The sequence below is a fragment of the Deltaproteobacteria bacterium genome, from assembly GCA_016875395.1.
GTDB lineage: Bacteria > Myxococcota_A > UBA9160 > UBA9160 > UBA6930 > VGRF01.
In genome coordinates, this window is the sequence record VGRF01000012.1 from 94,239 (window position 1) to 120,906 (window position 26,668).

The 26,668-nt window shown below is 70.8% G+C and carries 24 protein-coding genes; 11 read left to right on the forward strand and 13 right to left on the reverse strand.

Going from position 1 to position 26,668, the window contains the following annotated elements:
• Positions 1-27 precede the first annotated feature (27 nt).
• Positions 28-489 (reverse strand): hypothetical protein, encoded by a 462-nt coding sequence (locus FJ091_11420; GenBank protein MBM4383966.1) that lies wholly within the window; start codon positions 487-489, stop codon positions 28-30.
• 123 nt (positions 490-612) lie between these two features.
• On the opposite strand from FJ091_11420, the gene FJ091_11425 reads away from it, so the two are divergent.
• From FJ091_11425 to FJ091_11435, 3 genes are read left to right on the forward strand one after another with little or no spacing between them, the layout of a single operon-like run.
• The gene (locus FJ091_11425; GenBank protein ID MBM4383967.1) at positions 613-2,001 is read left to right on the forward strand and encodes a potassium transporter TrkH; all 1,389 of its coding nucleotides are present in this window, start codon (positions 613-615) and stop codon (positions 1,999-2,001) included.
• A 16-nt stretch (positions 2,002-2,017) separates the two neighbouring features.
• Complete coding sequence (locus FJ091_11430) at positions 2,018-2,668, forward strand: TrkA family potassium uptake protein (protein ID MBM4383968.1); 651 nt, start codon at positions 2,018-2,020, stop codon at positions 2,666-2,668.
• A 25-nt stretch (positions 2,669-2,693) separates the two neighbouring features.
• Positions 2,694-3,146, forward strand: coding sequence for an acyl-CoA thioesterase (locus tag FJ091_11435; protein MBM4383969.1), 453 nt, complete (start codon positions 2,694-2,696; stop codon positions 3,144-3,146).
• Here the strand turns inward: FJ091_11435 and FJ091_11440 are convergent.
• The 7 genes from FJ091_11440 to purL all read right to left on the reverse strand — a co-directional run bounded on the left by FJ091_11440 (position 3,143) and on the right by purL (position 12,598).
• Entirely contained in the window at positions 3,143-3,364 is a 222-nt protein-coding gene (locus FJ091_11440) for a hypothetical protein (GenBank protein ID MBM4383970.1), read from the reverse strand. The genes FJ091_11435 and FJ091_11440 overlap by 4 nt on opposite strands.
• A gap of 326 nt (positions 3,365-3,690) precedes the next feature.
• Complete coding sequence (locus FJ091_11445; GenBank protein ID MBM4383971.1) at positions 3,691-4,479, reverse strand: glucose 1-dehydrogenase; 789 nt, start codon at positions 4,477-4,479, stop codon at positions 3,691-3,693.
• A 17-nt stretch (positions 4,480-4,496) separates the two neighbouring features.
• On the reverse strand, positions 4,497-5,276 hold the full coding sequence (locus FJ091_11450; GenBank protein MBM4383972.1) for a DUF1295 domain-containing protein: 780 nt from the start codon (positions 5,274-5,276) through the stop codon (positions 4,497-4,499).
• Positions 5,277-5,298: 22 nt separating this feature from the next.
• Positions 5,299-6,327, reverse strand: a complete 1,029-nt coding sequence (locus tag FJ091_11455) for a 1-acyl-sn-glycerol-3-phosphate acyltransferase (protein ID MBM4383973.1) — start codon at positions 6,325-6,327, stop codon at positions 5,299-5,301.
• Positions 6,324-7,370, reverse strand: coding sequence for an AI-2E family transporter (locus FJ091_11460; GenBank protein ID MBM4383974.1), 1,047 nt, complete (start codon positions 7,368-7,370; stop codon positions 6,324-6,326). The genes FJ091_11455 and FJ091_11460 overlap by 4 nt, the downstream gene beginning before the upstream one ends.
• Before the next feature lie 3 nt (positions 7,371-7,373).
• Entirely contained in the window at positions 7,374-8,756 is a 1,383-nt protein-coding gene (gene purB, locus FJ091_11465) for an adenylosuccinate lyase (protein ID MBM4383975.1), read from the reverse strand.
• Positions 8,753-12,598 (reverse strand): phosphoribosylformylglycinamidine synthase, encoded by a 3,846-nt coding sequence (gene purL / locus FJ091_11470; protein ID MBM4383976.1) that lies wholly within the window; start codon positions 12,596-12,598, stop codon positions 8,753-8,755. The genes purB and purL overlap by 4 nt, the downstream gene beginning before the upstream one ends.
• 229 nt (positions 12,599-12,827) lie before the next feature.
• Between purL and FJ091_11475 the strand changes: the two genes are divergently transcribed.
• Both FJ091_11475 and FJ091_11480 read left to right on the forward strand, forming a co-directional pair.
• On the forward strand, positions 12,828-12,986 hold the full coding sequence (locus tag FJ091_11475) for a hypothetical protein (GenBank protein MBM4383977.1): 159 nt from the start codon (positions 12,828-12,830) through the stop codon (positions 12,984-12,986).
• 94 nt (positions 12,987-13,080) lie between these two features.
• Positions 13,081-13,587, forward strand: a complete 507-nt coding sequence (locus FJ091_11480; protein MBM4383978.1) for a hypothetical protein — start codon at positions 13,081-13,083, stop codon at positions 13,585-13,587.
• A 21-nt stretch (positions 13,588-13,608) separates the two neighbouring features.
• On the opposite strand, the gene FJ091_11485 is transcribed toward FJ091_11480, so the two are convergent.
• Both FJ091_11485 and FJ091_11490 read right to left on the reverse strand, forming a co-directional pair.
• Complete coding sequence (locus tag FJ091_11485; GenBank protein ID MBM4383979.1) at positions 13,609-14,514, reverse strand: tetratricopeptide repeat protein; 906 nt, start codon at positions 14,512-14,514, stop codon at positions 13,609-13,611.
• A 40-nt stretch (positions 14,515-14,554) separates the two neighbouring features.
• Positions 14,555-15,436, reverse strand: a complete 882-nt coding sequence (locus tag FJ091_11490; GenBank protein MBM4383980.1) for a Ku protein — start codon at positions 15,434-15,436, stop codon at positions 14,555-14,557.
• 115 nt (positions 15,437-15,551) lie between these two features.
• Between FJ091_11490 and ligD the strand changes: the two genes are divergently transcribed.
• From ligD to FJ091_11515, 5 genes are all read left to right on the forward strand, one after another.
• Positions 15,552-18,110: a DNA ligase D gene (gene ligD, locus FJ091_11495; protein ID MBM4383981.1), complete on the forward strand. Its 2,559-nt coding sequence runs from the start codon at positions 15,552-15,554 to the stop codon at positions 18,108-18,110.
• Between the two features lie 54 nt (positions 18,111-18,164).
• Positions 18,165-18,932 carry a DUF72 domain-containing protein gene (locus FJ091_11500; GenBank protein ID MBM4383982.1) on the forward strand — a complete coding sequence of 256 codons (768 nt, stop codon included), beginning with the start codon at positions 18,165-18,167 and terminating at the stop codon, positions 18,930-18,932.
• Positions 18,933-19,038: 106 nt separating this feature from the next.
• Positions 19,039-19,626, forward strand: coding sequence for a thermonuclease family protein (locus FJ091_11505; GenBank protein ID MBM4383983.1), 588 nt, complete (start codon positions 19,039-19,041; stop codon positions 19,624-19,626).
• A gap of 14 nt (positions 19,627-19,640) precedes the next feature.
• Positions 19,641-20,405, forward strand: a complete 765-nt coding sequence (locus FJ091_11510) for an N-acyl homoserine lactonase family protein (GenBank protein MBM4383984.1) — start codon at positions 19,641-19,643, stop codon at positions 20,403-20,405.
• Positions 20,406-20,416: 11 nt separating this feature from the next.
• The gene (locus FJ091_11515) at positions 20,417-21,247 is read left to right on the forward strand and encodes an SDR family oxidoreductase (protein MBM4383985.1); all 831 of its coding nucleotides are present in this window, start codon (positions 20,417-20,419) and stop codon (positions 21,245-21,247) included.
• 12 nt (positions 21,248-21,259) lie between these two features.
• Here FJ091_11515 and FJ091_11520 read toward each other — a convergent pair whose 3' ends face one another.
• Positions 21,260-22,585 (reverse strand): FAD-dependent monooxygenase, encoded by a 1,326-nt coding sequence (locus FJ091_11520; GenBank protein ID MBM4383986.1) that lies wholly within the window; start codon positions 22,583-22,585, stop codon positions 21,260-21,262.
• A 349-nt stretch (positions 22,586-22,934) separates the two neighbouring features.
• Here FJ091_11520 and FJ091_11525 point away from each other — a divergent pair, with 349 nt between their 5' ends.
• The gene (locus FJ091_11525) at positions 22,935-23,912 is read left to right on the forward strand and encodes a hypothetical protein (GenBank protein ID MBM4383987.1); all 978 of its coding nucleotides are present in this window, start codon (positions 22,935-22,937) and stop codon (positions 23,910-23,912) included.
• A gap of 66 nt (positions 23,913-23,978) precedes the next feature.
• Here the strand turns inward: FJ091_11525 and lpdA are convergent, their stop codons facing one another.
• A complete protein-coding gene (gene lpdA, locus FJ091_11530; protein ID MBM4383988.1) occupies positions 23,979-25,700 on the reverse strand; it encodes a dihydrolipoyl dehydrogenase in 1,722 nt (573 codons plus the stop codon).
• A gap of 3 nt (positions 25,701-25,703) precedes the next feature.
• Positions 25,704-26,668: 2-oxo acid dehydrogenase subunit E2 (locus FJ091_11535; protein MBM4383989.1), on the reverse strand; the 965-nt coding region annotated here is incomplete at its 5' end.

The following is a 26,668-nucleotide window of genomic DNA, read 5'->3' on the forward strand; positions in this document are numbered from 1 at the left end:
CGTCCAGCTGCCGCGTTCGATCGCCTTTTAGCTGCCCGTGCCCGGGCCGAGCGGCGACGTGCCCGTGCCGCTCGCGTAGAGCTTCACCTTCGCGCGCGTCTTGCGCTTGTTCAGCTTGAGGTCGAAGTGCGTGACGCTCACGCTGGTGAGCGTCACCGGCGTGCCACCGCAGACGAAGGTCGCCCAGGACTCGAGCGCGGCGTCGAAGATCGCCTTGCTCGGTGCATCGAACGAGAGGCGGAAGATTCGGCTGCTCGCGCCCTGCGCGGTCGCGCTGCCGGTGAGGGCGGGCGTGCCGTTGCCAGGCGTCTGCGCGCTGAAGCCGTTGCCGCTCAGCACCCAATCCGCGTTCACTGCCTGGCGATTCTTTCGGCACTCCGGCTTCACCTTGATGCGCGCGGTCCCGCTGAGCGAGCCATTGCCGCTCGCCTGCGCGAGGGCCGAAGTCGCCGCGAACAGCAGCACCAGAACCAAACCCAACTTCCGCATGATCGTTCCTCCAAAGGGGCACGAGGGTCATCGGCGCGCGCCGATCGGTCAACCCGGAACGCGGTTTTGCGAGCCTTCGCCAGCCCGCAGCGCACGCGATTGCTGCCGGTATCTTGCGCGCCCGTGAAAGCCGACGAGCTGTTCTCGCGCCCGCTGCGCTCGCTCGACGAGCCCGCAGACCTCTCCGCATCGCAGCTGCTCGTGCTCTCGTTCCTCGGCCTCGTGACGGTGGGCTGGCTCGGCTTTCTCTTCCTGCCCGGCCTTTACGAGGGCGAGCCGCTGGGCTGGGTCGACGCGCTCTTCATCTCCGCGAGCGCGGTGTGCGTGACCGGCCTCACGACGATCGACGTGCCGAACGTGCTCTCGTTCTGGGGCGAGCTCTGGCTGCTCGCGCTGATTCAAGCCGGCGCGCTCGGCATCCTCACTTTCGCTGCGCTCGTCGTCGCTGCCGTAGGCAGGCGCTCGGGCCTCGACGTGCAGGAGGCCACCAGCGACTTCTCCGCGATCCTGCCGACCGGCTCCGCGCGCCAGATGCTCTGGACGATCATCGGCTTCACGCTCACGGTCGAGGCGATCGGCGCCGCCGCGCTGTTCGCGCAGTGGTACGGCGACTTCGGCCCCGCGCGCGGCGCGTGGCTCTCGGTCTTCCACGCGGTCTCGGCGTTCGGAAACGCGGGCTTCTCGCTGTTCTCCGACAACCTGATGGGCCAGCAGAGCCGGCCGCTCGCGCTGCTCACGATCGGCGCCTTGATCGTCGCGGGCGGTCTCGGCTTCCCGGTGATTCAGGATTTGCGCATGCGCGCGCGCGACAAGCGCCGCCGCCTCACCACGCACACGCGCCTCGCGGTGGGCGCGACCCTCGTGCTCGTGCTCGGCGGCGCCGGCTTCTTCTTGTTCTTCGAGTGGAATCGCGAGCTCGCGACGATGGGCTTCGTGGATCGCGTGGCGAACGCGCTCTTCATGTCGATCACGCCGCGCACCGCCGGCTTCAACACCGTCGACTACGACGGCATCACGAACGCGTCCTTGTTCCTCACGTTCGTGCTGATGTGGATCGGCGGCGCGCCCGCGTCCACGGCCGGCGGCGCGAAGGTCACGACCGCGACGCTGCTCGCGCTCGTGCTGTGGGCGCGGCTCAAGGGCGACGCGACGGTGTCGATCGCCGGCCGCACGATTCCGGCGGAGACCGTGAACCGCGCGACCGGTCTCGCGGTGGGCATGGTGCTGATCCTGATGGCGTTCCTCACGCTGCTGGTCGCGTTCGAGCCGGCGCTGGATCCGGCGGCCGAGCGCACGCAGCTCGTGCGCCTCGCGTTCGAGGTCCAGAGCGCGCTCAGCACCGTCGGCCTCTCGATGAATCTCACGCCGGCGCTCGCGGACGGCAGCAAGCTCACGCTCGTGGTGGTGATGCTGCTCGGCCGCGTCGGCCCGCTCGCCGTGCTGGGCGCGATGGCGCTGCGCTCCCACCGCACGGTGTGGCGCTACGCGCACGAAGACATCTTGATCGGATAGTCGTTAGGAGAACGCGATGCGAGTCTTGCTGGTGGGTTTCGGGGCGTTCGGGCTCTGGTTCGCGCGCACGTTGCGCGAGACCGGGCACGAAGTCGTCGCGATCGAGCGCGACGGCGCGCTGGTCGACCGCTACGCCGAGTGGGCCGACCGCGCGATCATGGGCGACGCCACCGACCCCGCCGTGCTCACGCGCGCGGGCGCGCGCGAAGTCGACGCCGCGGTGATCGGCACCTCGGAGGCGCTCGCGACGACGATCCTCACCACGGTCGCGCTGCGCGATCTCGGGGTGAAGGCGATCTACGCGAAGGTGCGCAGCGAAAACGAGGCGCGCGCGCTCGAAGGCCTCGACATCACCGAGGCCGTGTTCCCCGAGCGCGAGGCCGCGTTCCGCCTCGCGCACCGCATCGCGACCAGCAGCGTGCTCCAGTACACGCCGATCGCCCCGGGCTACTCGGTGCAGGAAATGGCGATCCCGAACGACTGGGTGGGCAAGTCGATCCTCGCGATCGACCCGCGCACGCGCCTCGGCGTGCAGGTCATCGCCGTGCGCGACGCGCTCACCGGCGAGTTCAAGCTACCGCCGGATCCCACGGCGCTGCTCAAGCCCTCGGACTCGCTCGTGCTCGCGGGTGGCGACGAGACGCTCGCCGATCTGGCGAAGGGCTGAGCGGGCAAGCACGCAGCGAATCGCGATGACGGACGCGACGCGAATTCCGATGTTTCGCCGCGAGCGCGAGCTCGAAGCCAGGCACATCGATCAGCTCGGCCACGTGAACAACCTCGCGTGGATTCGCCTCACGCTCGAGCTCGCCGATGCGCACGCCAGCGCGCTCGGCTGCGGCTACGAGGCGCTGCGCGCGCGCGGCTTCGTGTGGGTCGTGCGCCACCAAGACCTGCACTACGAGCGCAGCGCGTTCCTCGGCGAACGCCTGCGCGAGACCACTTGGGTCAGCGAGCTGCGCGGCGCGCGCAGCCTGCGCCACACGCGCCTGCGGAGCGAACGCGGCGAGCTGTGCTTCGCCGCGAACACCGAGTGGGCGTTCGTGGATGTCGCGAAGCTCCGCCCGCGCCGCGTCCCGCCGGACATCCTCGCCGCGTTCGATCTGGTGAGCCTCGCCGAGGGCGAGGCGGCGGAACGCGCTTAGCTCGAAGCGCGCGCAGCCGGCGGGGCTGGCGCGTCGGGGAGGTCCTCGATGCTCGCCGGCGGCGCCGGCTCGAGCGTGCGCACGCCGCGCGAAATCTGCGCGTTCAGCTCCTGCGTCAGCTGCGCCTGCGCGCGCGCGACGTCGCTGCGCTTCTCCTCGCCAAACGAGGCGCTAGCGACCAACACGAACACCAACGACACGAAGCCGACGCAACGCATGCGATCTCCCTCAGGCGCGCGCGTCTTATCGGCCCGAGCGAGATCCAACATGTGACGCCCATAACAACTTTCTCACGCACCCCACGCGCATCTCCATGCCAAGCAAGCGCAACGAGCACGCAAATCAACGCGAACCCCTCGCAGCCGCAAAGTGCCTCGACGCCCGAAACGCCCGCCCGCATTGCCGCGCCGAGACAACCCCAGAACGACCCCGCTGACGAACGCTCCACCCAAGCAGGTCGGCCGAGGCCGCAAGCGAAGCGCGCAGCATCGGGCGAGTCTTCGAGCCCGATGCGAAGTAAACGTGGAGAAAGCGCGGACCTCGGTCACTCGAATGCGCGAGGCATCCGCATGTTCAAGCCCACCAGCCCCCCGTTCACGCCAACGATCTCGCCCGTCACGTACCCCGACGCCGCCGACGCGAGGTAGAGCGCGCACGCCGCGATGTCGGTGGCACGTCCGAGTCGCGCCATCGGCGTCATCTTCACCATCGCGTCCTTGATCTCGGGCGTGAGCACCGTGGCGAGCGCGTCGGTCTCGACCGAGCCCACCGCGATCGCGTTCACGCGCACGCGCGGCGCGAAGTCCTGCGCGAGCTCTTGCGTCATGAACGAGAGCGCCGCCTTCGCGGTTCCGTACGCGACGAAGCCCGCGGCGTGGTTACGGCCCGCGACCGAGGAGATGTTGATCACGCTGCCGCTACCCGCGGTCTCCACCATCTTCGGGACCGCGAGGCGCGTCAGCAGGAACGCGGTAGTGACGTTGAAGCGGAAGGCCGCCTCGAACTCGCGCTCGCTCGTGCGCAGCGCGGCCTTCGGCGGCGAGCCGCCCGCGTTGTTCACGAGCACGTCGATGCGACCGAGCTCACGGACCGCGCGCGCGACGAGGTTCTCGAGCTGCTCGCGCTGCATCACGTCGCACGCGACCGCGAGCGCGCGGCCCCCGCGCTTCACCACCTCGTTCGCGGTGTCGTCGATGTCGGCCTGCGTGCGCGCCGCGGCGACGACGTTCGCCCCGGCCTCGGCGTACGCGAGGGCGATCGCGCGCCCGATGCCCTTGCCGGCGCCGGTCACGATCGCCGTCTTCCCGTCGAGGCGGAACAGGTCGAGGATCACGCGGGTCTCCTCCGGGATTAGGGCTTCGGCGGCAGCGGGAAGAACGCGCTCGTGCGGCGCTGATACTCCGCGTACTCCGGGCGGCGTTTCCCGATGCTGCGCTCGAGCAGCGCGACGCCCGACACGCGCAGCAGCAGGAACGTCATCAGCGCAGGCGAAAGCGCGGTCAGCCAGCCGTGCGGCGTCGAGAGCGCGACGAGGAAAAGCCCCCAGTGCGCGACGGCGTCTCCGAAGTAGTTCGGGTGGCGCGTGTAGCGCCAGAGGCCGCGGTCCATCACGCGCCCGCGATTCGCGGGATCCGCCTTGAAGCTCGCGAGCTGCGCGTCGCCGATCGACTCGAACGCGAGGCCGAACGCGAAGACGAGCGCGCCCAGGGCATCGAGGGCGCCGAGCGCCGCTCCGCCAGGCGCCGCCGCGCCGACCTGAACCGGTAGCGACACGATCCACTGCAGCACGCCCTGGAAGGTGAACACCGTCGCGAGGGAGATCAGCGGGAAGCGCTTCCCCCAATAGCGGCGCATCGCCTGATAACGCGGGTCCTCGCCGTGGCCCGTGTTGCGCCACCCGAGATAGCCGCCGAGGCGCAGCGCCCAGAGCGCGCACAGCGCGACGAGCAGCACGCCGCGCGGGTGCGCCGCGCCCGCGCTGAGCCAGGCGACACAGCCGCCGAGCGCGATGCCGGGCCCCCACCAGATGTCGACGATGCTGGCGTTGCGCAAGGCGAGCGACAGCAGCCAGAGCGCGAGCATGGCGAGGGCGATTGCGAGCGCGGAGTTTGCGAGTGCGTCCCACGGCATGCGTGCAGGCTATCGCAGTGGGCTACGCGGTCTCCGCGGCGACCCGGCTCTCGATCCAGGCGTCGACGCGCGCCCACTCGCGATCGAGCCACGCGAGGCACGCCTCGCGCTCCGCGGGAACCTCGGCGCGCGGCACGCGCCACGTCTTCAGCTCGATCGCGCGGCCGATCAGCGTGCCCCGTAACAAGTCGAGCGCACCGTGCGCGCCGTCGAAGCCGCGGTGCGCGAGGAAGATCACGTCGGCGCGCTGCGCGGTGTCGAGCACGGCGAGCGGGCCCCGGCTGCGCGGCGGCAGCACGTGGCGCAGCCCCTCCACGCGCGCGAGTCGCTCGGCGTCGCCGCTCGCGCGCACGCGCCCGATCGCTTCGCGCTGCTTGTCCTCGGAGAAGCGCGTGCCTTCCGGGAACACGATCACGCCCTCGCGCGCGCCGAGTCCACTCGCGAGCGAGCGGATCGCCTGCTCCTCGCGCTCGGCCGAGCCCTTGCCGCGGCTCACGAAGGCGTTCTCGAGCCGCTGCCCCACGATGTCGATCGCGGGATCGAACAGCACCTCGCGCTTCATCACGTAGCGGAGCAGTACGTCGTGCGGGCCCGACACGAACACGGCTGGCAGCAACACGTCGACGAGGCTCGCGTGCCGCACGAACAGCAGAATGGGCTGCTCGTCGGGCACGAAACCTTCTTCGACGTGTACGCGGAGCGAGAGCGTGCGGCGCGCCATGTTGAAGAGGCCGCGCGCCCAAATCTGCTGGAGGCGGAAGAGGCGGCGCAGATAGCGCGGGCGCGGAGTGCCGAACGAGATCAGCTCCGCGACCGCCCACGACGTGACGCCGAAGCACACCCAGAAGAAGTAACCCCACAGCAAGACCACGCTGCGCACGAGCGGCCAACGTCGGCGCGGGCCGCCGCTCGCGACATCGGCGATCGCCGCGAGCGCGAGCCACAGCGGGAGGCCGAGCGTGGTGATCGCGAGACCGAGGTAGACCGCGGGCACCGAGAGCGCGCGGCGCCCCCAGCGAGTCCAGCGCGACTCGCGAACCTCGAAGCTCACAGCGACTTCCGCATTGCGGCGAAGTCGCCGGCGAGCAGCTGCGCGATGGGGCGGCTGCCGGGGAAGCGCTCGAGCAGAATCGCGATCACCGCCGTCATCGGCGCCGCGAGCAGCGCGCCCGCGAGCCCCCAAAGCATCGTCCAGAACACGAGCGCCATCATGATCGTGATGGGATGTAGCCCAAGCGAGTCGCCGAGAATCTTCGGCTCGAAGAGATTCGCGACGAAGTGGATGCCGCCTGGGATCGCGAGCGCGAGCACGAACACCGTGCGGCTCACTTCGGGGTCGAGCCACAGCACCGGGATCGGCAGCACGAGCGCGATGAAGACGCCGACGGTCGGCACGAACGTGAGCAAGAACGTGAGCAGCGCCCACACCATCGCGAGCGGCACGTCCATCACGAGGAACACGGCGCCGACGAGCAGGCTGCTGATGCCCGAGAGCGCGATCTTGCCCGCGAGATAGGCCTGCACGCGCCGCACGATCGCACCCCAGGTGCCGCGCTCCTGGCGGCTGAAGGTGTCGGCGCCGAGCATCAGAAAGAACACGAACACGAGCACGATCATCGAGTTCGAGAGCAGGCTCACCACGGTGTTCGTGATCGTCTGCAGCAGGTTGCCCACCGTGGCGACGGGGATCTCGCGCAGCTTCGACATCCCGCCCGCGAGCTGCTCCTGAAGCGGCGCGGGCGCGAGCGCGGCGGCCCCGTCGACGAGCGCGGCGATCTTCGTGCCGTACGCGTCGCTGTTCGCGGCGAGCTCGCTCACCGAGACGCCTACGAGCACGCCCGAGCCGCCGAGCCCGAGCACGCCTAACAACAGCACCAGCGGCAGCGCGACGCGGCGCGGGATGCGCGTGTGGTCGGCGAGCAGGTCTACGCCCATGCCGAGCGCGAGCGCGATGAAGAGCGCCATCACGAACGGGATCAGCACGGGCCGCAGCCACCAGAGCGCGAACGCGACGCCGATCGTCGCGAGCACCGCGAGGCAGATCGTCTGCACGCGCTGCTCGCGCGCGGAGATCTGCGAAGCGCCGCCCGGCAACGCTTACTCCGGGCGCTTGCGCGCGAGCGCGGCGGCGCGGCCGATGTAGCCCGCGGGCGTGAGCGCACGCAGGCGCGCCTTCGCGTCCGCGGGAATCTCGAGCGCGTCGACGAAGCGCGCGAGGGCGTCCGCCGAGATCGTGCGCCCGCGCGTCAGGGCCTTCAGCTTCTCGTACGGCTCGGGCACGCCGTAGCGGCGCATCACGGTCTGCACGGCCTCGGCGAGCACTTCGGTCGATGCATCCAGGTCCGCCGCGATCGCGACGGGGTCCGCCTCGAGCTTCGGCAGCCCGCGCGCGAGGGATTGCCACGCGATCGAGGTGTAGGCCGCGGCGCTGCCGACGTTGCGCAGCACGGTCGAGTCCGTGAGATCGCGCTGCCAGCGCGAGATCGGCAGCTTCTCCGAGAGGTGGCGCCAGATCGCGTTCGCCACGCCGAAATTTCCCTCGGCGTTCTCGAAGTCGATCGGATTCACCTTGTGGGGCATGGTCGATGAGCCGACTTCGCCCGCGACGGTGCGCTGCCGGAAGTAGCCGAGCGAGACGTAGCCCCAGACGTCGCGCGCGAAGTCGATGCCGATGGTGTTCAGCCGCGCGCTCGCGTCGGCGTACTCCGCGGTCCAGTCGTGCGGCTCGATCTGCGTGGTGAAGCGGTTCCACGCGAGGCCGAGCCTCTCGACGAACGCGCGCGCGAACGCCTCCCAGTCGACGTCGGGGTACGCCGCGACGTGCGCGTTGTAGTTGCCGACCGCGCCGTTGATCTTGCCGAGAATCTCCACGCTCGCGAGCCGCGCGCGCCCGCGCGCGAGGCGCGCCGCGACGTTCGCGATCTCCTTGCCGAGCGTCGTCGGCGATGCGGGCTGGCCGTGCGTGCGCGAGAGCATCGCGAGGTCGGCCCAGCGCTCGGCGTAGCTCGCGAGCGTCGCGATCACCGCGTCGAGGTCGGGCAGCGAGACCTCGCTGCGCACGTCGCGCAGCATCAGGGCGTAGGCGAGGTTGTTGATGTCCTCGCTCGTGCACGCGAAGTGCACGAACTCCGACAGCGCCGCGAGCTCGGGCAGCGCCGCGAAGCGCTCCTTGAGGAAGTACTCGACCGCCTTCACGTCGTGGTTCGTGGTGCGCTCGATCTCCTTGATGCGCGCCGCGTCGGCCTCGCCGAAGCCGTCGACCAGCGCGCGTAGGAACTCCTCCGCGCTCGCGCTGAGCCGCGCCACCTCGGGGATGCCCTCGTGCGCCGCGAGCGCGCGCAGCCACGCCACCTCCACGACGACGCGGTAGCGGATCAACCCGTACTCGCTCGTCAGGCCGCGCAGCTTCGCGCTGCGCGCGGCGTAGCGGCCGTCGATGGGCGAGACCGCGGTGAGCACGCTGAGGCCGAGCTCCTTCACGAGACGAACTCCCTCGCATTTAGGAAGAGCCTCATCCAGGGCCCATCCTCGTTCCAGCCGTCCGGGCGCCAAGAATGCTGCACGCTGCGGAAGATCCGCTCGGGGTGCGGCATCAGGATCGTGGCGCGGCCGTCGGGCGTGGTGAGGCCGGTGAGCCCGCCCGCCGAGCCGTTCGGGTTCGCGGGATACGTCTCCGCGACGCGGCCCGCGCCGTCGACGAAGCGCATCGCCACGACGCCCGGCGCGCGCTCGCACTCCGCGCGGCCCTCGCCGTGGGCGACCGCGATCGGGAGGCGCGCGCCCGCCATTCCCCGTAACAAGTGCGATGGGCTCTCGACGATCTCGACCAGAGCGACGCGCGCCTCGAAGCGCTGCGAGCGGTTCTGCACGAAGCGCGGCCAGGCGTCGGCGCCGGGGATCAGCTCCTTCAGCTGCGAGAGCATCTGGCAGCCGTTGCAAACGCCGAGCGTGAACGTGTCCGGGCGCGCGAAGAACTCCGCGAAGGCGTCGCGCGCGCGCGTGTGGAACAAGATCGACTTCGCCCAGCCGCCGCCGCCGCCGAGCACGTCGCCGTAGGAGAAGCCACCGCAGGCGACGAGGCCGCGGAACTCGGCGAGCGAGCGGCCGCCGTCGAGGATGTCGGTCATGTGCACGTCGATCGGCTCGAAGCCTGCGCGCCAGAACGCCGCCGCCATCTCGACCTGGCCGTTCACGCCCTGCTCGCGCAGGATCGCGACGCGCGGGCGCGCCCCGTGCGTCACGCGCGGCGCGTCGAACGAGAACGGCACGTGCGCAGTCAGCCCCGGATTCGCGGCATCGAGGCGCGCGGCGTGCTCTTCGCCCGCGCACGCGGCGTCGTCGCGCAGGCGAGCCATCGCGTGCGTCGTCGCGCTCCACCACGCGCGCAGCGTGAAGCGCGACTCGTCGTAGGCGAGCTCACCGTTCGCGAACACGCGCACGCGATCGCCGCTTGCGGGCGCGCCCACCTCGGACACGCGCTGCGCGAGCCCGTGACGCGCGAAGATCTCGAGCGCGCGCGGAGCGTCCGCGTCGCGCACTTGCAACACCGCACCGAGCTCTTCCGCGAACAGAGCGGCGAGCAGGTCGTTCGATTCGAGCCGTACGTCGATGCCGGTGCCGCCGGCGAACGCCATTTCCGCGAGCGTCGCGAACAGACCGCCGTCGCTGCGGTCGTGGTACGCGAGCACGAGCCGCGCCTCGCGCAGCTCCGCGAGCGCCGCCGCGAACGCGCGCAGATCCTCGGGCGCCTCGAGGTCGGGGCAGGTGTCGCCCACCTGCTCGTAGACCTGCGCGAGCGCCGAGCCGCCGAGGCGCAGCCGGGCGCGCGCGAGGTCGACCAGTAACAACTTCGTCGGCCCGCGATCCGTGCGCAGCTGCGGCGTCCAGCACGCGCGCACGTCGCGCACCGGCGCGAACGCGGTGACGATCAGCGAGAGCGGCGCCGTCACCGCGCGCGGCTCATCGCCCTCGCGCCACACCGTGCGCATCGAGAGCGAGTCCTTGCCCACGGGCACCGCAATGCCGAGCGTGGGGCACAGCTCCATCCCGACCGCGCGCACCGCGTCGAAGAGCGCTGCGTCTTCGCCGGGATGCCCCGCGGCCGCCATCCAGTTCGCGGACAGCTTCGCGTGCGAGAGCGACGGCACGTCCGCGCTGAGCAGATTCGTGAGCGACTCGGCGACGGCCATGCGCGCAGAGGCGGCGGCGTCGATCAGCGCGAGCGGTGTGCGCTCGCCCATCGCCATCGCTTCGCCCGCGTTCGTCTCGAAGCCGGCGATCGTGACCGCGGCATCGGCCACGGGCACCTGCCACGGGCCGACGAACGGATCGCGCGAGACGAGACCGCCGACCGTGCGGTCGCCGATCGTGATGAGGAACGACTTGTCCGCGACGGCGGGCAGGTGCAGCACGCGCCGAATCGCCTCGGCGAGCGTCACACCTGTTAGGTCGAGCGCGCGGCGCCGCACGGCGGCGCGCTTCGCGTCGCGCACCATGCGCGGCGGCTTGCCCAGAATCAGCGCGAGCGGCACGTCGACCGGGTCGTTCCCGAAGTGCGCGTCGTGCACGACGAGGCGCGGCTCCGCAGTGGCCTCGCCCACGACGGCGTAGAGGCAGCGCTCGCGCGCGCACAGCGCCTCGAACTCGGCGATGCGCTCCGCTCCGATCGCGAGCACGTAGCGCTCCTGCGCCTCGTTGCACCAGATCTCGAGCGGCGACATGCCGGGGTCGTCGTTCGGGATCGCGCGCAGCGCGATGCGCGCGCCGAGGCCGGCCCCGTGCACGAGCTCGGGCAGCGCGTTCGAGAGGCCGCCGGCGCCGACGTCGTGGATCGACAGAATTGGATTGTGAGGGCCCTGCGCGACGCAGGCGTCGATCACTTCTTGGCAGCGCCGCTCCATCTCCGCGTTGTCGCGCTGCACCGACGCGAAATCGAGCTCCGCGTCGCTGGCGCCAGAAGCGACCGAGCTCGCCGCGCCGCCACCGAGGCCGATGCGCAGCGCCGGGCCGCCGAGCACGACCAGCTTGGCGCCGGCGGGAATCTCTGCCTTCTCGACGTGGCCCGGCCGCACCGCGCCGAGGCCGCCCGCGATCATGATCGGCTTGTGGTAGCCGCGCAGCTCGTCGCCATTCGCGCCGGGAACGCGCTCCTCGAACGTGCGGAAATACCCTAACAACGCGGGCCGCCCGAACTCGTTGGCGAATCCTGCGGCGCCGAGCGGGCCCTCGAGCATGATGTCGAGCGCGGACACGATGCGCGCGGGCTTGCCGAAGTCCTTCTCCCACGGCTGCACGGCGCCGGGGATGCGCAGGTTCGACACGCTGAAGCCCGCGAGACCAGCCTTCGGCTTCGCGCCGCGGCCCGTGGCGCCTTCGTCGCGAATCTCGCCGCCCGCGCCCGTGGCCGCGCCGGGGTAGGGCGAGATCGCGGTGGGATGGTTGTGCGTCTCCACCTTGATCGCGATGTGCGCGGGCTCGACGAGCGGAGTCCAGGCGCGTGTCTCGGGGTGCACGACGAAGCGCGTCGCCTCGCTGCCGGTGATCACGGCTGCGTTGTCGCGATACGCGGAGAGCACGCCGTCCGGCGACTTCTCGTGCGTGTTGCGGATCATCTGGAACAGCGAGCGCTCTTGCTTCTCGCCGTCGAGCCACCAGTCGGCGTTGAAGATCTTGTGCCGGCAGTGCTCGGAGTTCGCCTGCGCGAACATCATCAGCTCGATGTCGCTCGGATTGCGGGCGAGGTCGCGGTAAGCGGCGAGCAGGTAGTCGATCTCGTCGGGGGCCAGCGCGAGGCCGAGCGACTTGTCCGCGGCTTCGAGGGCGGCGCGTCCGCCGCCGAGCACGTCGACGCGCGCGAACGGCGCCGGCTCTGCGCGCACGAACAGCTGCGCCGCGTCCTCAGCGCGCGTGAGCACGCTCTCGGTCATGCGGTCGTGCAGCGCGTCTGCGCAGCGCGATGCCTCTGCCGCGCTCACCCCCGCGAGCGTCCAGGCGATGCCGCGCTCGATGCGGCGCACACGCGCGAGGCCCGAGCTGTGTGCGATGTCGGTCGCCTTCGACGACCAGGGCGAGATCGTTCCGAGGCGGGGAACCACGAACAGCGTCGCGCCATCGGCGTCGGGCGCCGCGTCCTCGCGCGGCCCGTACGCGAGCAGCGCGTCGAGCACGCGCCGCTCGTCCGCGCCGAGATCTCCATCCAGGTCGACGTAGTGCACGAAGCGCGCGCTCAGAGCGGACACGGCGAGGCCGCGCTGACGGAACACTTCGAGCAATGATGCGATGCGCGCGTCGGTCGCCGCGCGCGCCCCGCGGAGTTGCAGCATCGGACCCTCGATGGGCGCGCATTCTACCGGCGGAGCGCGCGCTTGCCGCCGGAGGTGCGAGCGCTGCGGAGCTTGCTGCCAGCGGACGCGAACGAGAAGCGGGCGGCGGGCGAAACGTGCCCAGCCACACACGCTCGTGACGCCGCGCGTGCATCGTCATCGCAGCGTTGACAGCGCGAACTGCGGGCCGAGCCTGCTGAGATCGCCACGCGGCGAGGGGGTGATGGACGTGAGCGACGAGCGAGAGAGGAAGCTGCGGCTGCTCGAGCGTGAGCCCGAGCCGGTGCCCGCTGTACCCGCGGAGATGGACGCGGCGGTGAGCCGCTGGGACCCGTGGCTGCTGGCGCTCGCGAAGCTCGAAATGCAGAGCGAGGGGCGCCCGAACTAGCCGCGCACCGCTGCCGCCCCAATTGCCAGGACGGGTCTGACGCTCGCACCTCCGGCGGCTAGCGGCGCGACCGAATGCGCTCAGAATGCGGGGCGTGACCCTCGAGCAACTCCACGCGCTGCTCGCCTCGATCAGCGACGCCCGGCCGGGCGCTGCGGTCCACATCTATGAGATTCGGCCCGGCTGGTTCTTCCTCTCCGCCCGCAGCCGCTCTCTCGCGGCGCGACAGGTGCGCGCACTGACCGCGCTGCGTGCGCTCGGCTGGCCCACGTTCGTCGCGGGCGATCTCGACGATCCGCGCGAGGCGCAGCTGCCCGGCGCGTGGGTCGAATTCTGGCCGCACACGTGGCTCGTGCCGCCGGAGCCGGCCGCGGAAGCGCTGCTCGCGCGCTGGCTGCACGTCGGCGGTTATCGGCTCTATCTCGCGCACGAGCCGGTGAACGCGAGCGCGCTGCCGGATCTCTTCCGTGCCCCGCCACGCGAGTGCGTCGACGCGTGCTCCGGCATCGGCGTCGTGGCGCTGCTCGACTCGTTCTTGGACGACCGCGAGTGGCGTGTTCTCGTGCAGCGGATCGCGCGCGCGGAGTCGCTAGCGGCGTGACAGCCAGCCCGGGTGATGCTCTCAGCGCGTCAGCTTCTCGTACGCGCGGTAGTGCCTCAGCGCCTCCTGCTTCTTCCCCGCGGCTTCGAGCAGGCCCGCGAGATTCCAGTGCGCGTCGGCGAAGCTCGGGTCGAGCGCGATGGCGTGCTCGTAGTGGTGCATCGCAGCCGCGGCGCCGCGCGTGTCTTCGAGCGCGAGCGCGAGGTTGTAGTGAACCTCGGCATCGCGCGGATCGAGCGCGAGCGCGCGCTCGTAGAGAGCGGCGGCCTCCTTCGCGCGCCCGGCTTCGTGCAGGAGGCGCGCGAGATTGACCGCGGCATCGGCGAAGCTCGCGTCGCGCGCGAGCGCGCGCCGGTAGCAGCGAATCGCGGCGGCGGGGTCGCACGACTCCTCGTGCGCGAGCGCCTCGTCGAAGGCAATGCGAGCGAGCGATCGCGCGTCGGGTGCGGGCTCGCGGGCGGCTTCTTCGCGCGCGGCGGCACGCGCGCGACCGGCGCGCAGCGGTTCGCGTGCGTCCGCGCGCTCGGTCGCGATGCGGCTCCCGATCACGCGCGCGGCGTCGCTCGCGAGCTCGCTCGCGCTGAACTCGAGCAGCAGCTGCCCGCTCTCGGGCTCGAAGCGCGCCCCGCCGCGCTGCACGACGACGCGCTTCCCATCCGCCGCGATGCGCAGGCCTGATAACTCGCTCGACTCGCCGAGCTCGCGGGCGAGCGCGCGGAGCGCACGCTTCACGCGCGCGGCGGGAACCCGCGCGTCGTGCAGGCTCTTCGCAGCGCGCAGCACCACGAGATCCTGGAAGCGGAACGCGAGCGCGCGCCCGCGGCGCCCGGGTGCGCACCAGCCCGCGCGCACGAACGCGCGCACGCGCGCCTCGGACACGCCGAGCACGCGCGCGACCTCGGCGGTTGTGAGCGACGCGGGAGGCATGCGGGCAGTGTCGCGCGCGATGAGGCGCGCTCAAGCGCACTCAGCCCCGCGCGCGCTTCGCGTCCGCGCTCTTGCCCTTTGCGCGCGCCGGCTTGCGCACGCGCTCGGCGGCGGCATCGGGCGTCACCTTCGCTTGCCCCGCACCGCCGCGCTTCTCTTCGAGGCTCTTCTTCAACGCCGCGACGAGGTCGATGATCTGCTCGCGCTGCTCGGCGCGCGGAGCGGACACGACCTCTTCGCCCGCGACCTTCCGGTCGATGGCCGAGAGCAACTCGCGCCGATACTCGTCCTCGTACTTCTCAGGCTGGAAGCGCTCGCTCGCGAGCTGTTCGATCAGCTGCTGCGCGAGATCGAGCTCGCCCTTCTTCAGCTCCACCTCGTCGCCGAACTCGATCTCGTCGAATTTCGCGACTTCGTCGGCGTAGTAGAGGCCCTGCAGCACGAGCCCGCGGCCGAGCGGCCGGACGAGCACGAGCTGCTCGCGGCCGCGCACGTGGTGTCGGCCGATCGCGACCTTTCCCATCGTGAGCATCGCCTCGTTGAGCAGGCGATAGGCCTTGGCGCCGCCCTTGTCCGGGCCGAGCAGCTGCGCCTTCTCGTAGTAGAGCGCGTCGACGCGCTCCATCGGAATGAACTCTTCGATCTCGATCGTGCGGTCGCTCTTGCGCTCGAGCGCCTTCAGCTCCTCGTCGCTCATCACGACGTACTGGTCCTTCGCGTACTCGTAGCCCTTGACGCGGTCGGCGCTCTCGACCGGCTCGCCACACGTCGCGCACACGTACTGCTGCTTGAGCCGCGACTTGTCCTTCGCGTGCAGCATGTTGAACGAGACGCTCTTGCTGCGGTTCGCGGTGTAGACCTTCACCGGAATCGAGACGAGGCCGAACGAGATCGTGGCCGAGGAGTTCGCGCGAGCGGGCATCGAGGAGGACCTGCCTGACAAACGGGGGAGGATTCGTTTGGCGCGGAAGGTCCGCACCCTACCATGCGAAGAATCGACGTTCGAGACGACTTCCTTGATGCCGTGACACTTTTCGGTGTCGAAGATTCGACACCGCGCGAGTGCGAGCCTGAGAGACCTCAAGCACTACAGGGCGAAACGCGATCCGAGTCGCACGCCCGAGCCGTTCGGCGCGGAGGCGTCGCCGCGAGCGCTCGCGCCCGGCGCGCCGCGCCGCTTCGTGGTGCAGCAGCACGCGGCGAGAAGCCTGCACTGGGACCTGCGGCTCGAGATCGAGGGGGTGCTCGTGAGCTTCGCGGTGCCGCGGGGCCCGAGCCTCGATCCGCAGCAAAAGCGCCTCGCGGTGCAGACCGAGGATCACCCCCTCGAGTACGCCGACTTCGAGGGCGTGATTCCGGCCTGCAACTACGGCGCGGGCGCGATGATCGTGTGGGACTCCGGCACGTATCGGAGCGTCGATGGCGTCGCGCCCGCCGATGGTCTCGCGAAGGGCAAGCTCGACCTCGCGCTCGAGGGGCACAAGCTGCGCGGGCGCTTCGCGCTCGTGCGCACGGGGGGCAAGGCGAAGCCCGGCCGCGAGTGGCTGTTGTTCACGAAGGAGCGCGGCTTCGAGGCGCCGGACATCGTGGAGCGCGCGCCCGAGTCGGTGTTCTCGGGCCTCGCGGTGCGCGAGCTTGCGGCCGGCATCACGCGCGATGCCGAGGTGAGCGCGCTCGCGGAGGCTGCGGGTGCGAAGCGCGCGAGCGTCGACGCCGCGAGACTACGGCCGATGCTCGCGAGCACGGGCGAGCGTGCGTTCTCGCGCGAGGGCTGGCTGTTCGAGCTGAAGTACGACGGCGTGCGAGCGATCGCCGAGGCGGGCGTCTCTCGCGCGCGACTCTTCGCGCGCACCGGCGGCGAGCGCACGCACCTCTACCCCGAGCTCACGGCGGCGCTGGCGCATCTGCCGGTGCGCGAAGTGGTGCTCGACGGCGAGATCGTCGCCCTCGACGAGCGCGGCCGCGCGAGCTTCGAGCGAATCCAGCGCCGCTTCACGCAGGCGACCGCTGCGGACGCCGAGTTGTTACGGCGCGAAGTGCCCGTCGTGTACTACGCGTTCGACTGCCTCGCGACGGACGGCTTCGACCTGCGCAAGCTCCCGCTCGAAAAGCGCAAGCAGATTCTCGCCGCGCTGATTCCTCCGCGCGGACCGCTGCGGCTCGCCGATCACGTTGCGGGCGATGGCGTCGCGCTCTTCGACGCGGTGCGCGCGCACGGGATGGAGGGCGTGATCGCGAAGCAGGCGAGCTCCACGTACGAAGCCGGCGAACGCTCGAAGCGCTGGATCAAGCTGAAGGTGCCGCGCGCGGACTGCTTCGTGGTCGTGGGCGTCTCGCCGGGGCAGGGCTCACGCAAGCAGCTCGGCTCGCTGATGCTCGCGGGCTGGCGCGATGGAAAGCTCGCCTACGTGGGCAACGCGGGTTCGGGACTCACGGCGCGCCAGCTCGAGGTGTTGTTGCCCGAGCTGGAGAAGAGGCGCCGCGCGAAGCCCGCGTGCGTGGGCTTGCCTGAGCTGCTGCCGCGCGGCACGTGGTTCGTCGCGCCCGAGCTGGTCGCGGAGGTTCGCTTCAGCGAAGCCACGAGCGCGGGCATGCTGCGGCATCCCGTGTTCCTCGCGCTGCGCGACGACATCGCGCCCGCCGCGTGCAGCGCTCCCGCGCTCGCGGCGAGCGAGCCCGCAGCCGTGGCGGCGCCCCAACAACTGCGCGAGGCGGAGTTCAAGCCGACGCGCCTCGACAAGGTGTTCTGGCCAGTCGAGGGCTACACGAAGGGCGACCTGCTCGCGTACTACGAGCGCGTCTGGCCCTGGCTTGCGCCCTATCTGAGGGACCGGCCGGTGGTCCTCACGCGCTATCCCGACGGCATCGAGGGCAAGAGCTTCTATCAGAAGAACGCGCCCGAGTTCACGCCCGACTGGGCGCGGCGCGAGACGATCGACGGCACGGACTACTTCGTCTGCAACGACCTGAGAACGCTGCTCTACGTGATCAACTCCGGCGCCATTCCGCTGCATGTGTGGAGCGCGCGGCTCACGAACATCGAGCGCCCCGACTGGCTGATCCTCGACCTCGATCCGAAGGAAGCGCCGTTCGCTCACGTGATCGAGATCGCGCGGCTGCTCCACGCGCTCTTCCGTGAGATCGGCGTCGCGCACTTCGTGAAGACCTCGGGACAAGCGGGCATGCACGTGCTGCTGCCGCTCGCGCAGCGGCTCACGCACGACGAGGCCAAGAACGTGGCGGAGGCGGTCGCGCGCGTGGTCGTCGCGGAGCGGCCGGACATCGCGACCGTCACGCGCCCGGTCGCGGCGCGCGGCGACAAGGTGTACGTGGACTTTCTCCAGAACGGGCGCGGGAAGCTCATCGCTGCGCCGCTCTCCGTGCGCCCGCGCCCGAAGGCGCCCGTCTCGATGCCGCTCAGCTGGGCGCCGGTGAATGCGCGCCTCGATCCCGCGAGGTGGAACATCGCGAGCGCGGAGCCTCGGCTCGCCAAGCACGGCGATCCCCTTGCGGGCGTGCTCGGTGCGGGCATCGACCCGGAGGCGCTGCTGGCCGGCCTGATTCAACACCTCGGGCGCTCTGCCGAAAAAACCTGACACGAGGGCGACACACTCGGGTGTAGAGTGCGCCGCTCTCGCGAGGGCTCTGCAATGCGCCTCTACGCCGGCACCAGCGGCTTCAGCTACCAGGAGTGGCACGGCGCGTTCTATCCCGAGGACATGCCGGCCGCTGACCGGCTCGCTTATTACGGCGTGCGGCTGCCCGCGGTCGAGATCAACCAGACCTTCTACCGCATGCCGCGGGCGAGCCTGCTGGCAGCCTGGGCGAAGCAGGTGCCCGACGCGTTCCGCTTCGCGGTGAAGGCGTCGCGCAAGATCACCCACCTGAAGCGGCTCGCAGACGTGGGCGACGAGACGAAGTACCTGGTCGAGACCGCGCGCGCGCTCGGCGAGAAGCTCGGCCCGATCCTGTTCCAGCTGCCGCCCTACCTGAAGCTCGACCTCGAGAGGCTCGACCGCTTCCTCGATCTGCTGCCGGTGGGCACGCTCGCCGCGCTCGAAGCGCGCCACGCCTCGTGGAAGGACGACGCCGTCTTCACGCGCCTGCGCGAGCGCGGCATGGCGTGGGTCGTCACGGAGGACGACGGGGACGGGGCCACCGAAGTCATCGCCACCGCGCCTTGGGTTTATCTGCGCCTGCGCCGTACCGACTACGACCGCGCCGCGCTCGCGAGCTGGGCGACGAAGCTGCGTGCGGCGGCGCCGGTGCAGGCGTTCGCGTTCTTCAAGCACGAGGACGGCGCCGTCGGCACGAAGTGGGCGATGGAGCTGCTCGCCCACACGCAACGCCTCGGTGAGCGCCGAGCGCCAGCGCGCAGCGCGCGCGCGCGCGGAAAGCGCGCGAGTGGCGAGGAGTAGGCGCGCGGCTCGGGTGGCGGCGGCGCTCGGGGTTGCGTGGATCGCAGCTGCCGGGCTCGCAGATGCAAAGCGCCCGAGCGAGCCGTCGAGTTATCAGGCGCACTCGGTGCACATCCGAGACGGCGACTCGCTGATCGTGAGCGACGGCGAGCGCCAGCGCGATCTGCGCCTCGCCGAGATCGATGCGCCCGAACGGGGCCAAGCGTGGGGCAAGCGCGCGACGCAGGCGCTCGCAGGCCTCGTCGAGGGAAAGAGGCTGCGCGTCGAGTTCGTGGAGCTCGACCGGTATGGGCGCGAGGTGTCGCGGGTGTTCGTGGGTGAAGCCTGCGTGGCCTGCGAGCTCGTGCGGGGCGGCCATGCCTGGGCGTACCGCAAGTACTCACGCGATCCGCGCCTGCTCGCGCTCGAGGCCGATGCGCGTGAGGCGCGGCGCGGGCTGTGGGCGCAGCCCGCGCACACTTTCGTTCCACCCTGGGAGTGGCGCCGCGGAGCCCGCAGTCTCAGCTCGCGGGAAGCCCTGGCCTTGCTCGGGGCCGAGCCTTCCAAGCCAGGGGACGGCCCGTCGTGCGGAATCAAGCGCTACTGCAAAGAGATGACGAGCTGCGCCGAGGCGCGCTTCTATCTCGAGCAGTGCGGGCGCACGCGGCTCGATCGCGATGGCGATGGCGTTGCGTGCGAGGATCTCTGCTTCTGAACGAGGAGCCGAGAGTGAGCGTTCGCCTCTTCGCTTTCACCTGCGGCCAGCTCACCATCCCGCACGGCTTCCTGATCGAAGGCGCGAAGGGCAAGCTGCGCGTGCCGGTGCCCGCGTACCTGATCACTCACCCGCGCGGGCGTGTGCTGTTCGACAGCGGGCTTCATCTCGCGCTGCAAACCGATGCCGCGGCGCACATGGGCGAGCGCGGGATGCGCGGCACCGCGTTTCACTTCAGCGCGGGCGAGGAGGTGAGCGCGCGCTTGCTCGCCGCCGAGTGTGAGCCGCGTGCGATCACGCACGTCGTGAACTCGCACCTGCACTACGACCACTGCGGCGGCAACGCGCAGCTCGAGCACGCGCAGGTACTCGTCCAGCGCCGCGAGTGGGAGCACGCGCGCGCGCTGCCTGACGATGATCCCGGGTACCGCCGAAGCGAGTTCGAGACGGGCCAGCGCGTGAAGCTGCTCGACGGTGAGCACGACGTGTTCGGGGACGGCTCGGTGGTGTGCTTCCCCACGCACGGCCACACGCCGGGCCACCAGTCGCTACGCGTGCGCACGCAGCGCGGCGGCGAGTTCGTGCTGTGCGGCGACGCTTGTTACCTGCGCGAGTCGCTCGAGAAGCTCGCGCTGCCCGGCGTCGTGTTCGATCGCGAAGCCGCGCTCGCGGCGCTCAAGCGTTTCGCGGCGATGGAGGCCGCGGGCGCGCGCGTGATGGTGGGTCACGACCCGGCATTCTGGGCGAGCGTGCCGCAGGCGCCTTTGCCTTTGGCTTGAGGAGGAGCGCGATGAGCGAGCGATTCGTGCGGGCGCCGAGCGCGGAGTCATTAGGGGAAGCGCCCGGTCGCGGCCGGCTCGCGGGGCGCAAGATCCTCGTCGTGGGCGGCGGGCAGCGCGTATTCGACGCGGCGACCGATCCGGTCGGCAACGGGCGCGCGATGTGCCTTCTCTTCGGGCGTGAAGGCGCACACGTCGCGGTGGCGGACAAGAACCGCGCGAGCGCGGAGGAGACCGCGGCGCAGATCGCGCGCGCGGGTGGCCGCGCTTTCGCGATCGAGGCGGACATCACGAGCGAAAACGATGTCGGACGCATGCTGGAGCAAGCCACGCGCGGGCTCGGCGGCCTCGACGGGCTCGTGCTCAACGTCGGGATCGGCGTGGGTGCGCTCGGCCTCGCGAACACCAAGACCGAGGCGTGGGATCAGACTTTCGCGGTGAACGTGCGCGGCGCGATGCTGTGCTGCAAAGCCGCGCTGCCCGCGCTCGCGAACGGCTCGCCGATCGTGATGACCTCGTCGATCGCGGGTCTCACCTCCGGCTCGCAGCTGCCCGCCTACGACGCGTCGAAGGCCGCGCTCGAGGGGCTGATGCGCCACGTCGCGCGCGAGGGCGCGGCGCGCGGCATACGCGCGAACATCGTCGCGCCGGGCCTCGTCGATACGCCGCTCGGCCGCGTCGCCACCGCAGGCCGTCCGAGCCGCGCGCGCTCCGCGATTCCGTTCGGGCGCCAGGCCACGGGCTGGGAGATCGCCTACGCGGCGTTGTTCCTGACGAGCGACGAGAGCGTCTACATCACCGCGCAGGTGCTTGCGGTGGATGCCGGCATCACGGGGATGTGATCGCGCAGCGCCTCAGCCCGTGACGCGCTGCTTGATCTCCGGCTCGAGCAGCACCTCGAACGGCGCGAGCAGCTGGTTCACGAGCGTGAGCTTGTCGCGCACCACTTCGTCGCGCATCGCCGCGAGCTGCACCGCGGTGCGGTACTGCATTTCCTCCGCCGAGAACATCGCGCGGTCGCCCTCGGTCGTCGGGTAGAGGAAGTCGTTGTAGTTCGCTTGCCGCCAGGGGAGCTGCGCCACCTCGGCGGCGCGCGCGAGGTAGCGCTGCGCGACGCCGCGCAGGCCCTCGCCGGGAGCGCGAGTCATCAGGGTCTCGTGCAGCGCCTCGGCCTGCATCGCCGCGGACGACATGCCGTGGCCGTAGGTGGGGTTGAAGCTGCACAGCGCGTCGCCGACGGGCAGCAGGCCCTCGGGCAGCGCATCGTAGCGCTCGTAGTGCCGGAAGCGGTTCGCGGGATAGATCATGCGCGCGACGGGCGAGAGGAACTGCGCGCGCCGCAGCGTCTCGGCGAGCACGTCGCCGGGGAGACTCGCGGCGAATTCGAGCACGGCCTCGCGCTCCGTGGGCGGGTAGTCGCCCGCGCGGCCGCCGAGCGAGCACATCGCCTGGCCGTTCTCGATCGGCAGCACCACGGCGCCGCGCGCGCCGACGCGCGGAAGGTTGCCGCACGCGAGCGTCTTCCAATCGCGCGGCTGCGTCGCGTCGAGCTCGAGCACCATGCTCGCGTAGCCGAAGTCGACCTTGACCGTCTCGACGGGAGGCGCCGGCAGCCCGAGCTCGTCGAGCCAGCGCAGCGCCTCCTCGCGGCGTCCGGTCGCGTCGATCACGAGGTCCGCCGCGAGCGGAGCTTCGCCGCTCTCCGTAATCACTCCGGTGACACGGTTCGAAGCCGCTTCGCGGGCGAGCCCGCGCACGGTCGTGCTCGCGCGCACCTCGAGGTTCGGCGTGCGCGCCAGCACCAGCGAGCGCACGATGTGCTCGAGCAGCCAGCGGCTCTGGCTGTGCAGGCGCAGCTTGCTCTGGAAGCGCGGCGCAGTGCCAAAGTCGAAGATCGCGAGGCCGTCGCTGCCCCCGCTCAGCGTGTGCGAGCCGTGCGCATCGAGCTCGGCGCAGAACCCGGGCAGCATGCGCTCGATCGCGTCCTCGCCGCCCTTCAGCAGGATGTGCACGTGCTGCGCCTGCGGCGTCGCGCGGCGCGGCGCCGGCGCGCTCGGCAGCTCGTCGCGATCGAGCACGAGCACGCGCGCGAAATGCTTTGCGAGCGCGTGCGCCGCGAGCATGCCCGCGAGGCTTCCGCCCACCACGATCGCGCGCTGCCCCAACAACTCTCCGCTCATCTCGTGCTCCGCTCGGCGAAAGGCGCGCAAGCTAACGCAGCCGCTGCGCTCGACTCTCGAGGACCCGGCGCGCGAACTCGCACGATCGGTGCCAGTACGACGCGCGCCTCGGGTCCGCCTCGCGTCCTCGCTGGGTCGCAGCTCCACGGGAGAAGCGCACGGGTGCCCCAAGGAGACTCACGCGTGCCGTTCGTGGTCGGATCGCGCGAATTCGCATCTCGCCTCACCCAACGCCGCGCGGCGGGGCGCGACTCCCGGTCAGTGCCGCGTCCCGCGCACTTCGCGAGTCATTAGGGCGGCACGGCGATTGCGGGGGAGTGCGGTCGCCCCCGCCATGAAGGAGATCACCGTGATTCGACTCACTCGTGAGCTCGCCTGCGTTGCGTTGGCAGCGCTGCTCGCCGCTCCGGCACTCGCGGAGTGCGACGAGCTTTTCCCCGACCTGACCTGCGATCGCTCGGGCCGCTTCGACGGCTTCGAGATGCCGATCGTGCAGCCCTACTTGTTCGAGGATCCGTTCATCACGACGGGCGTGTACCCGTACTACGTCTGGCATCAATTCCCGAAGAGCTCTCCGCTCGAGGGCGGCGAGGCGCACGTGCTCGCCGCGCAGCTGCGCATCGCGGTGACGGATCGCTTCGCGATCATCGCGACCAAAGACGGCTACATGTGGTCGCGGCCCGACAACCCGCTGCTCGAAGAGACGGGCGGGTTCATGAACCTCGGCTTCGGCGTGAAGTACGCGCTCTACCAGGATCGCGACGCCGGCCGCATCGTGTCGCTCGCGCTGAAGTACGAAGCGCCGAGCGGCAACGACGACGTCTTCCAGGGCGAGGGCGACGGCATGCTGATGCCGTCGATCACCGGCGCCATGAAGCTCGGCGACCTCGCCGTGCAGGGCGACCTCGGCGGCATCTGGGCGATCGACCACCGGCAGTCGAGCTCGATCTACTACCACCTCTACTTCGGCTACCCGATCGCCGATCGCATCACACCGTTCCTGCAGTTCTCGGGAATGCACTGGGTCGATTCCGGTGACGGCACACAGGAGATCGAGCTCTCCGCGTTCGGGGAGGGAGCGCTCGGTACGGACGCGATCCCGATCGGTCTCGTGGAAGTGCTCTACGGCCAACGTTTCGAGGGTGCGGACGTCGCGAACCTAGGCGCCTTCGGCGTCGACGGGCTCGACTACGTCACGGTCGCGATCGGCGCGCACCTGCGCGTCACGGATCGGCTCACGGTCTCCGCGGCCTGGGAGCGCCCCATCACCGACCACAAGAGCATCACGAGCGACCGCGTCACGACGAACGTCGCGTTCGAGTTCTAGGAGGGAGGAGACTCCGAGAGTCGCGCGCGACGCGAGAGCCGAGGGAGGCGTGCCCCCTCTCTCGGCTCACTTCCTGCGTGGAGGCAGCACGTCGGTGGCGGTTCCCGCAGCGACCTCTGCCGCGAACGCGACCGTCTCCGACAGCGTGGGATGCGCGTGAATCGTCAGGCCGAGGTCGTGCGCGTCGGCGCCCATCTCGATCGCGAGCGCGGCTTCGCCGATCAGCTCGCCGGCGTGAGCGCCGGCCATGCCCGCACCTAACAAGCGGCCGTCGTCGGCGGAGAACAGCAGCTTGGTCGTGCCCTCGCCGCGGCCCATTCCGAGCGCGCGCCCGGACGCCGACCACGGGAATACGCCCTTCTTCACCGCAACGCCCTGCGCCGTCGCTTGCTCCTCGGTGAGGCCGACCCACGCGACCTCGGGATCCGTGTATGCGATCGAAGGAATCGCGGCGGGCTCGAACGCAGCCTTGTGTCCCGCGATCGTCTCGGCCGCGACCTTGCCCTGATGCGTGGCGCGGTGCGCGAGCTGCGGCGGGCCCGTGACGTCACCGATCGCGAACACGTGGCCCACGTTCGTGCGGCACTGCGCGTCCACCGCGACGAAGCCGCGCGGCGCAAGCTGCACCCCCAACGACTCGAGGCCGATCTCCTCCACGTTGGCGCGGCGACCGACCGCCACCAGCACGCGATCGAAGCTGCGCGCGGGCGGCGCCTTCGGCCCGTCGTACGTGACGAAGAGGCAGTCGCTGCGCGCCTCGATCTTCGCGACGCCGGTGCCGATGTGAATCGCTTCGCAGCGCTCCTTCAGCCGCTTCTCGAGCACGCGCGCGAGGTCGCGATCGACGCCGACGAGCAGCCGGTCCATCAGCTCGACGATCGTGACGCGCACGCCGAGGGCGAGATACACGCACGCCATCTCGAGCCCGATGATGCCGCCGCCGACTACGAGCAAGCTGCGCGGGCTCCCTGATAACTCGAGCGCGCCGGTCGAGTCGAGAATGCGCGGGTCGCTCGGCAGCCCGGGCAGCATCACCGGGCGCGACCCCGTTGCGACGATCGCGTGCTCGAACGCGATCGTCTGCGCCCCGCTCGGGCTGTCGACCGCGAGCTCGTTCGGCGAGACGAAGCGCCCGCTGCCGCGCACGACGGTCACCTTGCGCGCCTTCGCGAGCGCTGCGAGGCCGCCGCAGAGCTTCGCGACGATCCCATCCTTGTACGCGCGAATGCGGTCGCGATCGAGGTGCGGCTCGCCGAAGTCGACGCCGTGCTCGCGCATCGCGCGCGCCTGCTCGATCACCTCGGCCACGTGCAGCAAGGCCTTCGACGGGATGCAGCCCACGTTGGTGCACACGCCGCCGAGCGTCGCGTCGCGCTCGACGAGCGTGACGGAGAGGCCGAGGTCCGCGGCGCGAAACGCGGCGGTGTATCCGCCGGGGCCGCCGCCGAGCACGAGCAGCTGCACGCGCGAGCCGTCGGTCGGCGCCGGCGCAGTTTGCGGTGCCGGCGCGCTCGCGGCTCTCGCGGGAGCGGCGGCCGCGACGCCTTCCTCCGCGACATCGAGCGTGAGGATCGCGTCGCCCTCGCTCACCTTGCCGTTGACCTGCACCGCGACCGAGAGCACGACGCCGGCCGAAGGCGACGGCACCTCCATGCTCGCCTTGTCGCTCTCGATCACGACGAGCGCCTGCTCGCGCTCGACGCGGTCGCCGGCGCGTACGAGCACCTCCACCACGTCGACGTCGCGGAAGTCGCCGATGTCGGGCACGCGAACCACGAGCTGGGCCATCGCTCAAACCAACAGCAGGCGCAGATCGGCGAGCAGCTGCGCGAGGCGCGTGGTGAAGCGCACCGCATCGGCGCCGTCGATCACGCGGTGGTCGTAGGAGAGCGAGAGCGGCAGCAGCAAGCGCGGCACGAACGCGTTCCCCTGATAAACCGGCTTCCACTCCATCTTCGACACGCCCAGGATCGCCACCTCGGGATGGTTCACGATCGGCGTGAAGAAGCTGCCCCCGATGCCGCCGAGGCTCGAGATGCTGAACGTGCCGCCTTGCAGGTCGCCGGGCGTGAGCTTGCGCGTACGCGCGCGCGTCGAGAGATCCTCGAGCTCGCGCGCGAGATCGAACAGGCCCTTCTGGTCCGCGTTCTTGATCACCGGCACGACGAGGCCGTTCTCGGTGTCGACCGCGACGCCGACGTGGAAGTAGCGCTTCAGCACGAGCGCCTCGCCCGTGCGATCGAGCGAGGCGTTGAAGTGCGGGAACTCCTTCAGCGCCGCCGTCACCGCTTTCACGACGAACGGCAGAAACGTGATCTTGACGCCGCGCTTTTCGGCCTCGCCCTTCAGCGACTTGCGGAACGCATCGAGCTCGGTGATGTCCGCGTTGTCGTGCTGCGTGACGTGAGGGACCGTCACCCAGCTGCGGTGCAGGTTCGCGGCGCTGAGCTTGCGCACGCGGTTCAGCGGCTGCAGCTCGGTCGGGCCCCACTTCGTGAAGTCGATCTCGAGCGGCGCCGCGACCGAGATGCCCGCGATCGGCACGCCGCCTGCGCCGCGGCCCGACAGCGAGGCCTTCACGAACGCCTGCACGTCCTCCTTCTGCACGCGGCCCTTGCGGCCGGTGCCCGGCACGAGCGTCAGGTCGACGCCGAGCTCGCGCGCGAGCTGCCGCACCGACGGGCTCGCGTGCGCGCGCGCGACGCGGGGTGCATCCGCGGCGTCCGCACCCTGCGCCAGCGCGAGCGCGTTCGGCG

What these genes read in the sequence shown, in the direction of transcription:
- FJ091_11440 (MBM4383970.1), bottom strand. Translation starts at nt 3,364, where the DNA reads ATGCGTTGCGTCGGCTTCGTGTCGTTGGTGTTCGTGTTGGTCGCTAGC.
- FJ091_11450 (MBM4383972.1), bottom strand. Translation starts at nt 5,276, where the DNA reads ATGCCGTGGGACGCACTCGCAAACTCCGCGCTCGCAATCGCCCTCGCC.
- FJ091_11485 (MBM4383979.1), bottom strand. Translation starts at nt 14,514, where the DNA reads ATGCCTCCCGCGTCGCTCACAACCGCCGAGGTCGCGCGCGTGCTCGGC.
- FJ091_11520 (MBM4383986.1), bottom strand. Translation starts at nt 22,585, where the DNA reads ATGAGCGGAGAGTTGTTGGGGCAGCGCGCGATCGTGGTGGGCGGAAGC.
- FJ091_11420 (MBM4383966.1), bottom strand. Translation starts at nt 489, where the DNA reads ATGCGGAAGTTGGGTTTGGTTCTGGTGCTGCTGTTCGCGGCGACTTCG.
- purL (MBM4383976.1), bottom strand. Translation starts at nt 12,598, where the DNA reads ATGCTGCAACTCCGCGGGGCGCGCGCGGCGACCGACGCGCGCATCGCA.
- FJ091_11430 (MBM4383968.1), top strand. Translation starts at nt 2,018, where the DNA reads ATGCGAGTCTTGCTGGTGGGTTTCGGGGCGTTCGGGCTCTGGTTCGCG.
- lpdA (MBM4383988.1), bottom strand. Translation starts at nt 25,700, where the DNA reads ATGGCCCAGCTCGTGGTTCGCGTGCCCGACATCGGCGACTTCCGCGAC.
- FJ091_11500 (MBM4383982.1), top strand. Translation starts at nt 18,165, where the DNA reads ATGCGCCTCTACGCCGGCACCAGCGGCTTCAGCTACCAGGAGTGGCAC.
- FJ091_11490 (MBM4383980.1), bottom strand. Translation starts at nt 15,436, where the DNA reads ATGCCCGCTCGCGCGAACTCCTCGGCCACGATCTCGTTCGGCCTCGTC.
- FJ091_11515 (MBM4383985.1), top strand. Translation starts at nt 20,417, where the DNA reads ATGAGCGAGCGATTCGTGCGGGCGCCGAGCGCGGAGTCATTAGGGGAA.
- FJ091_11435 (MBM4383969.1), top strand. Translation starts at nt 2,694, where the DNA reads ATGACGGACGCGACGCGAATTCCGATGTTTCGCCGCGAGCGCGAGCTC.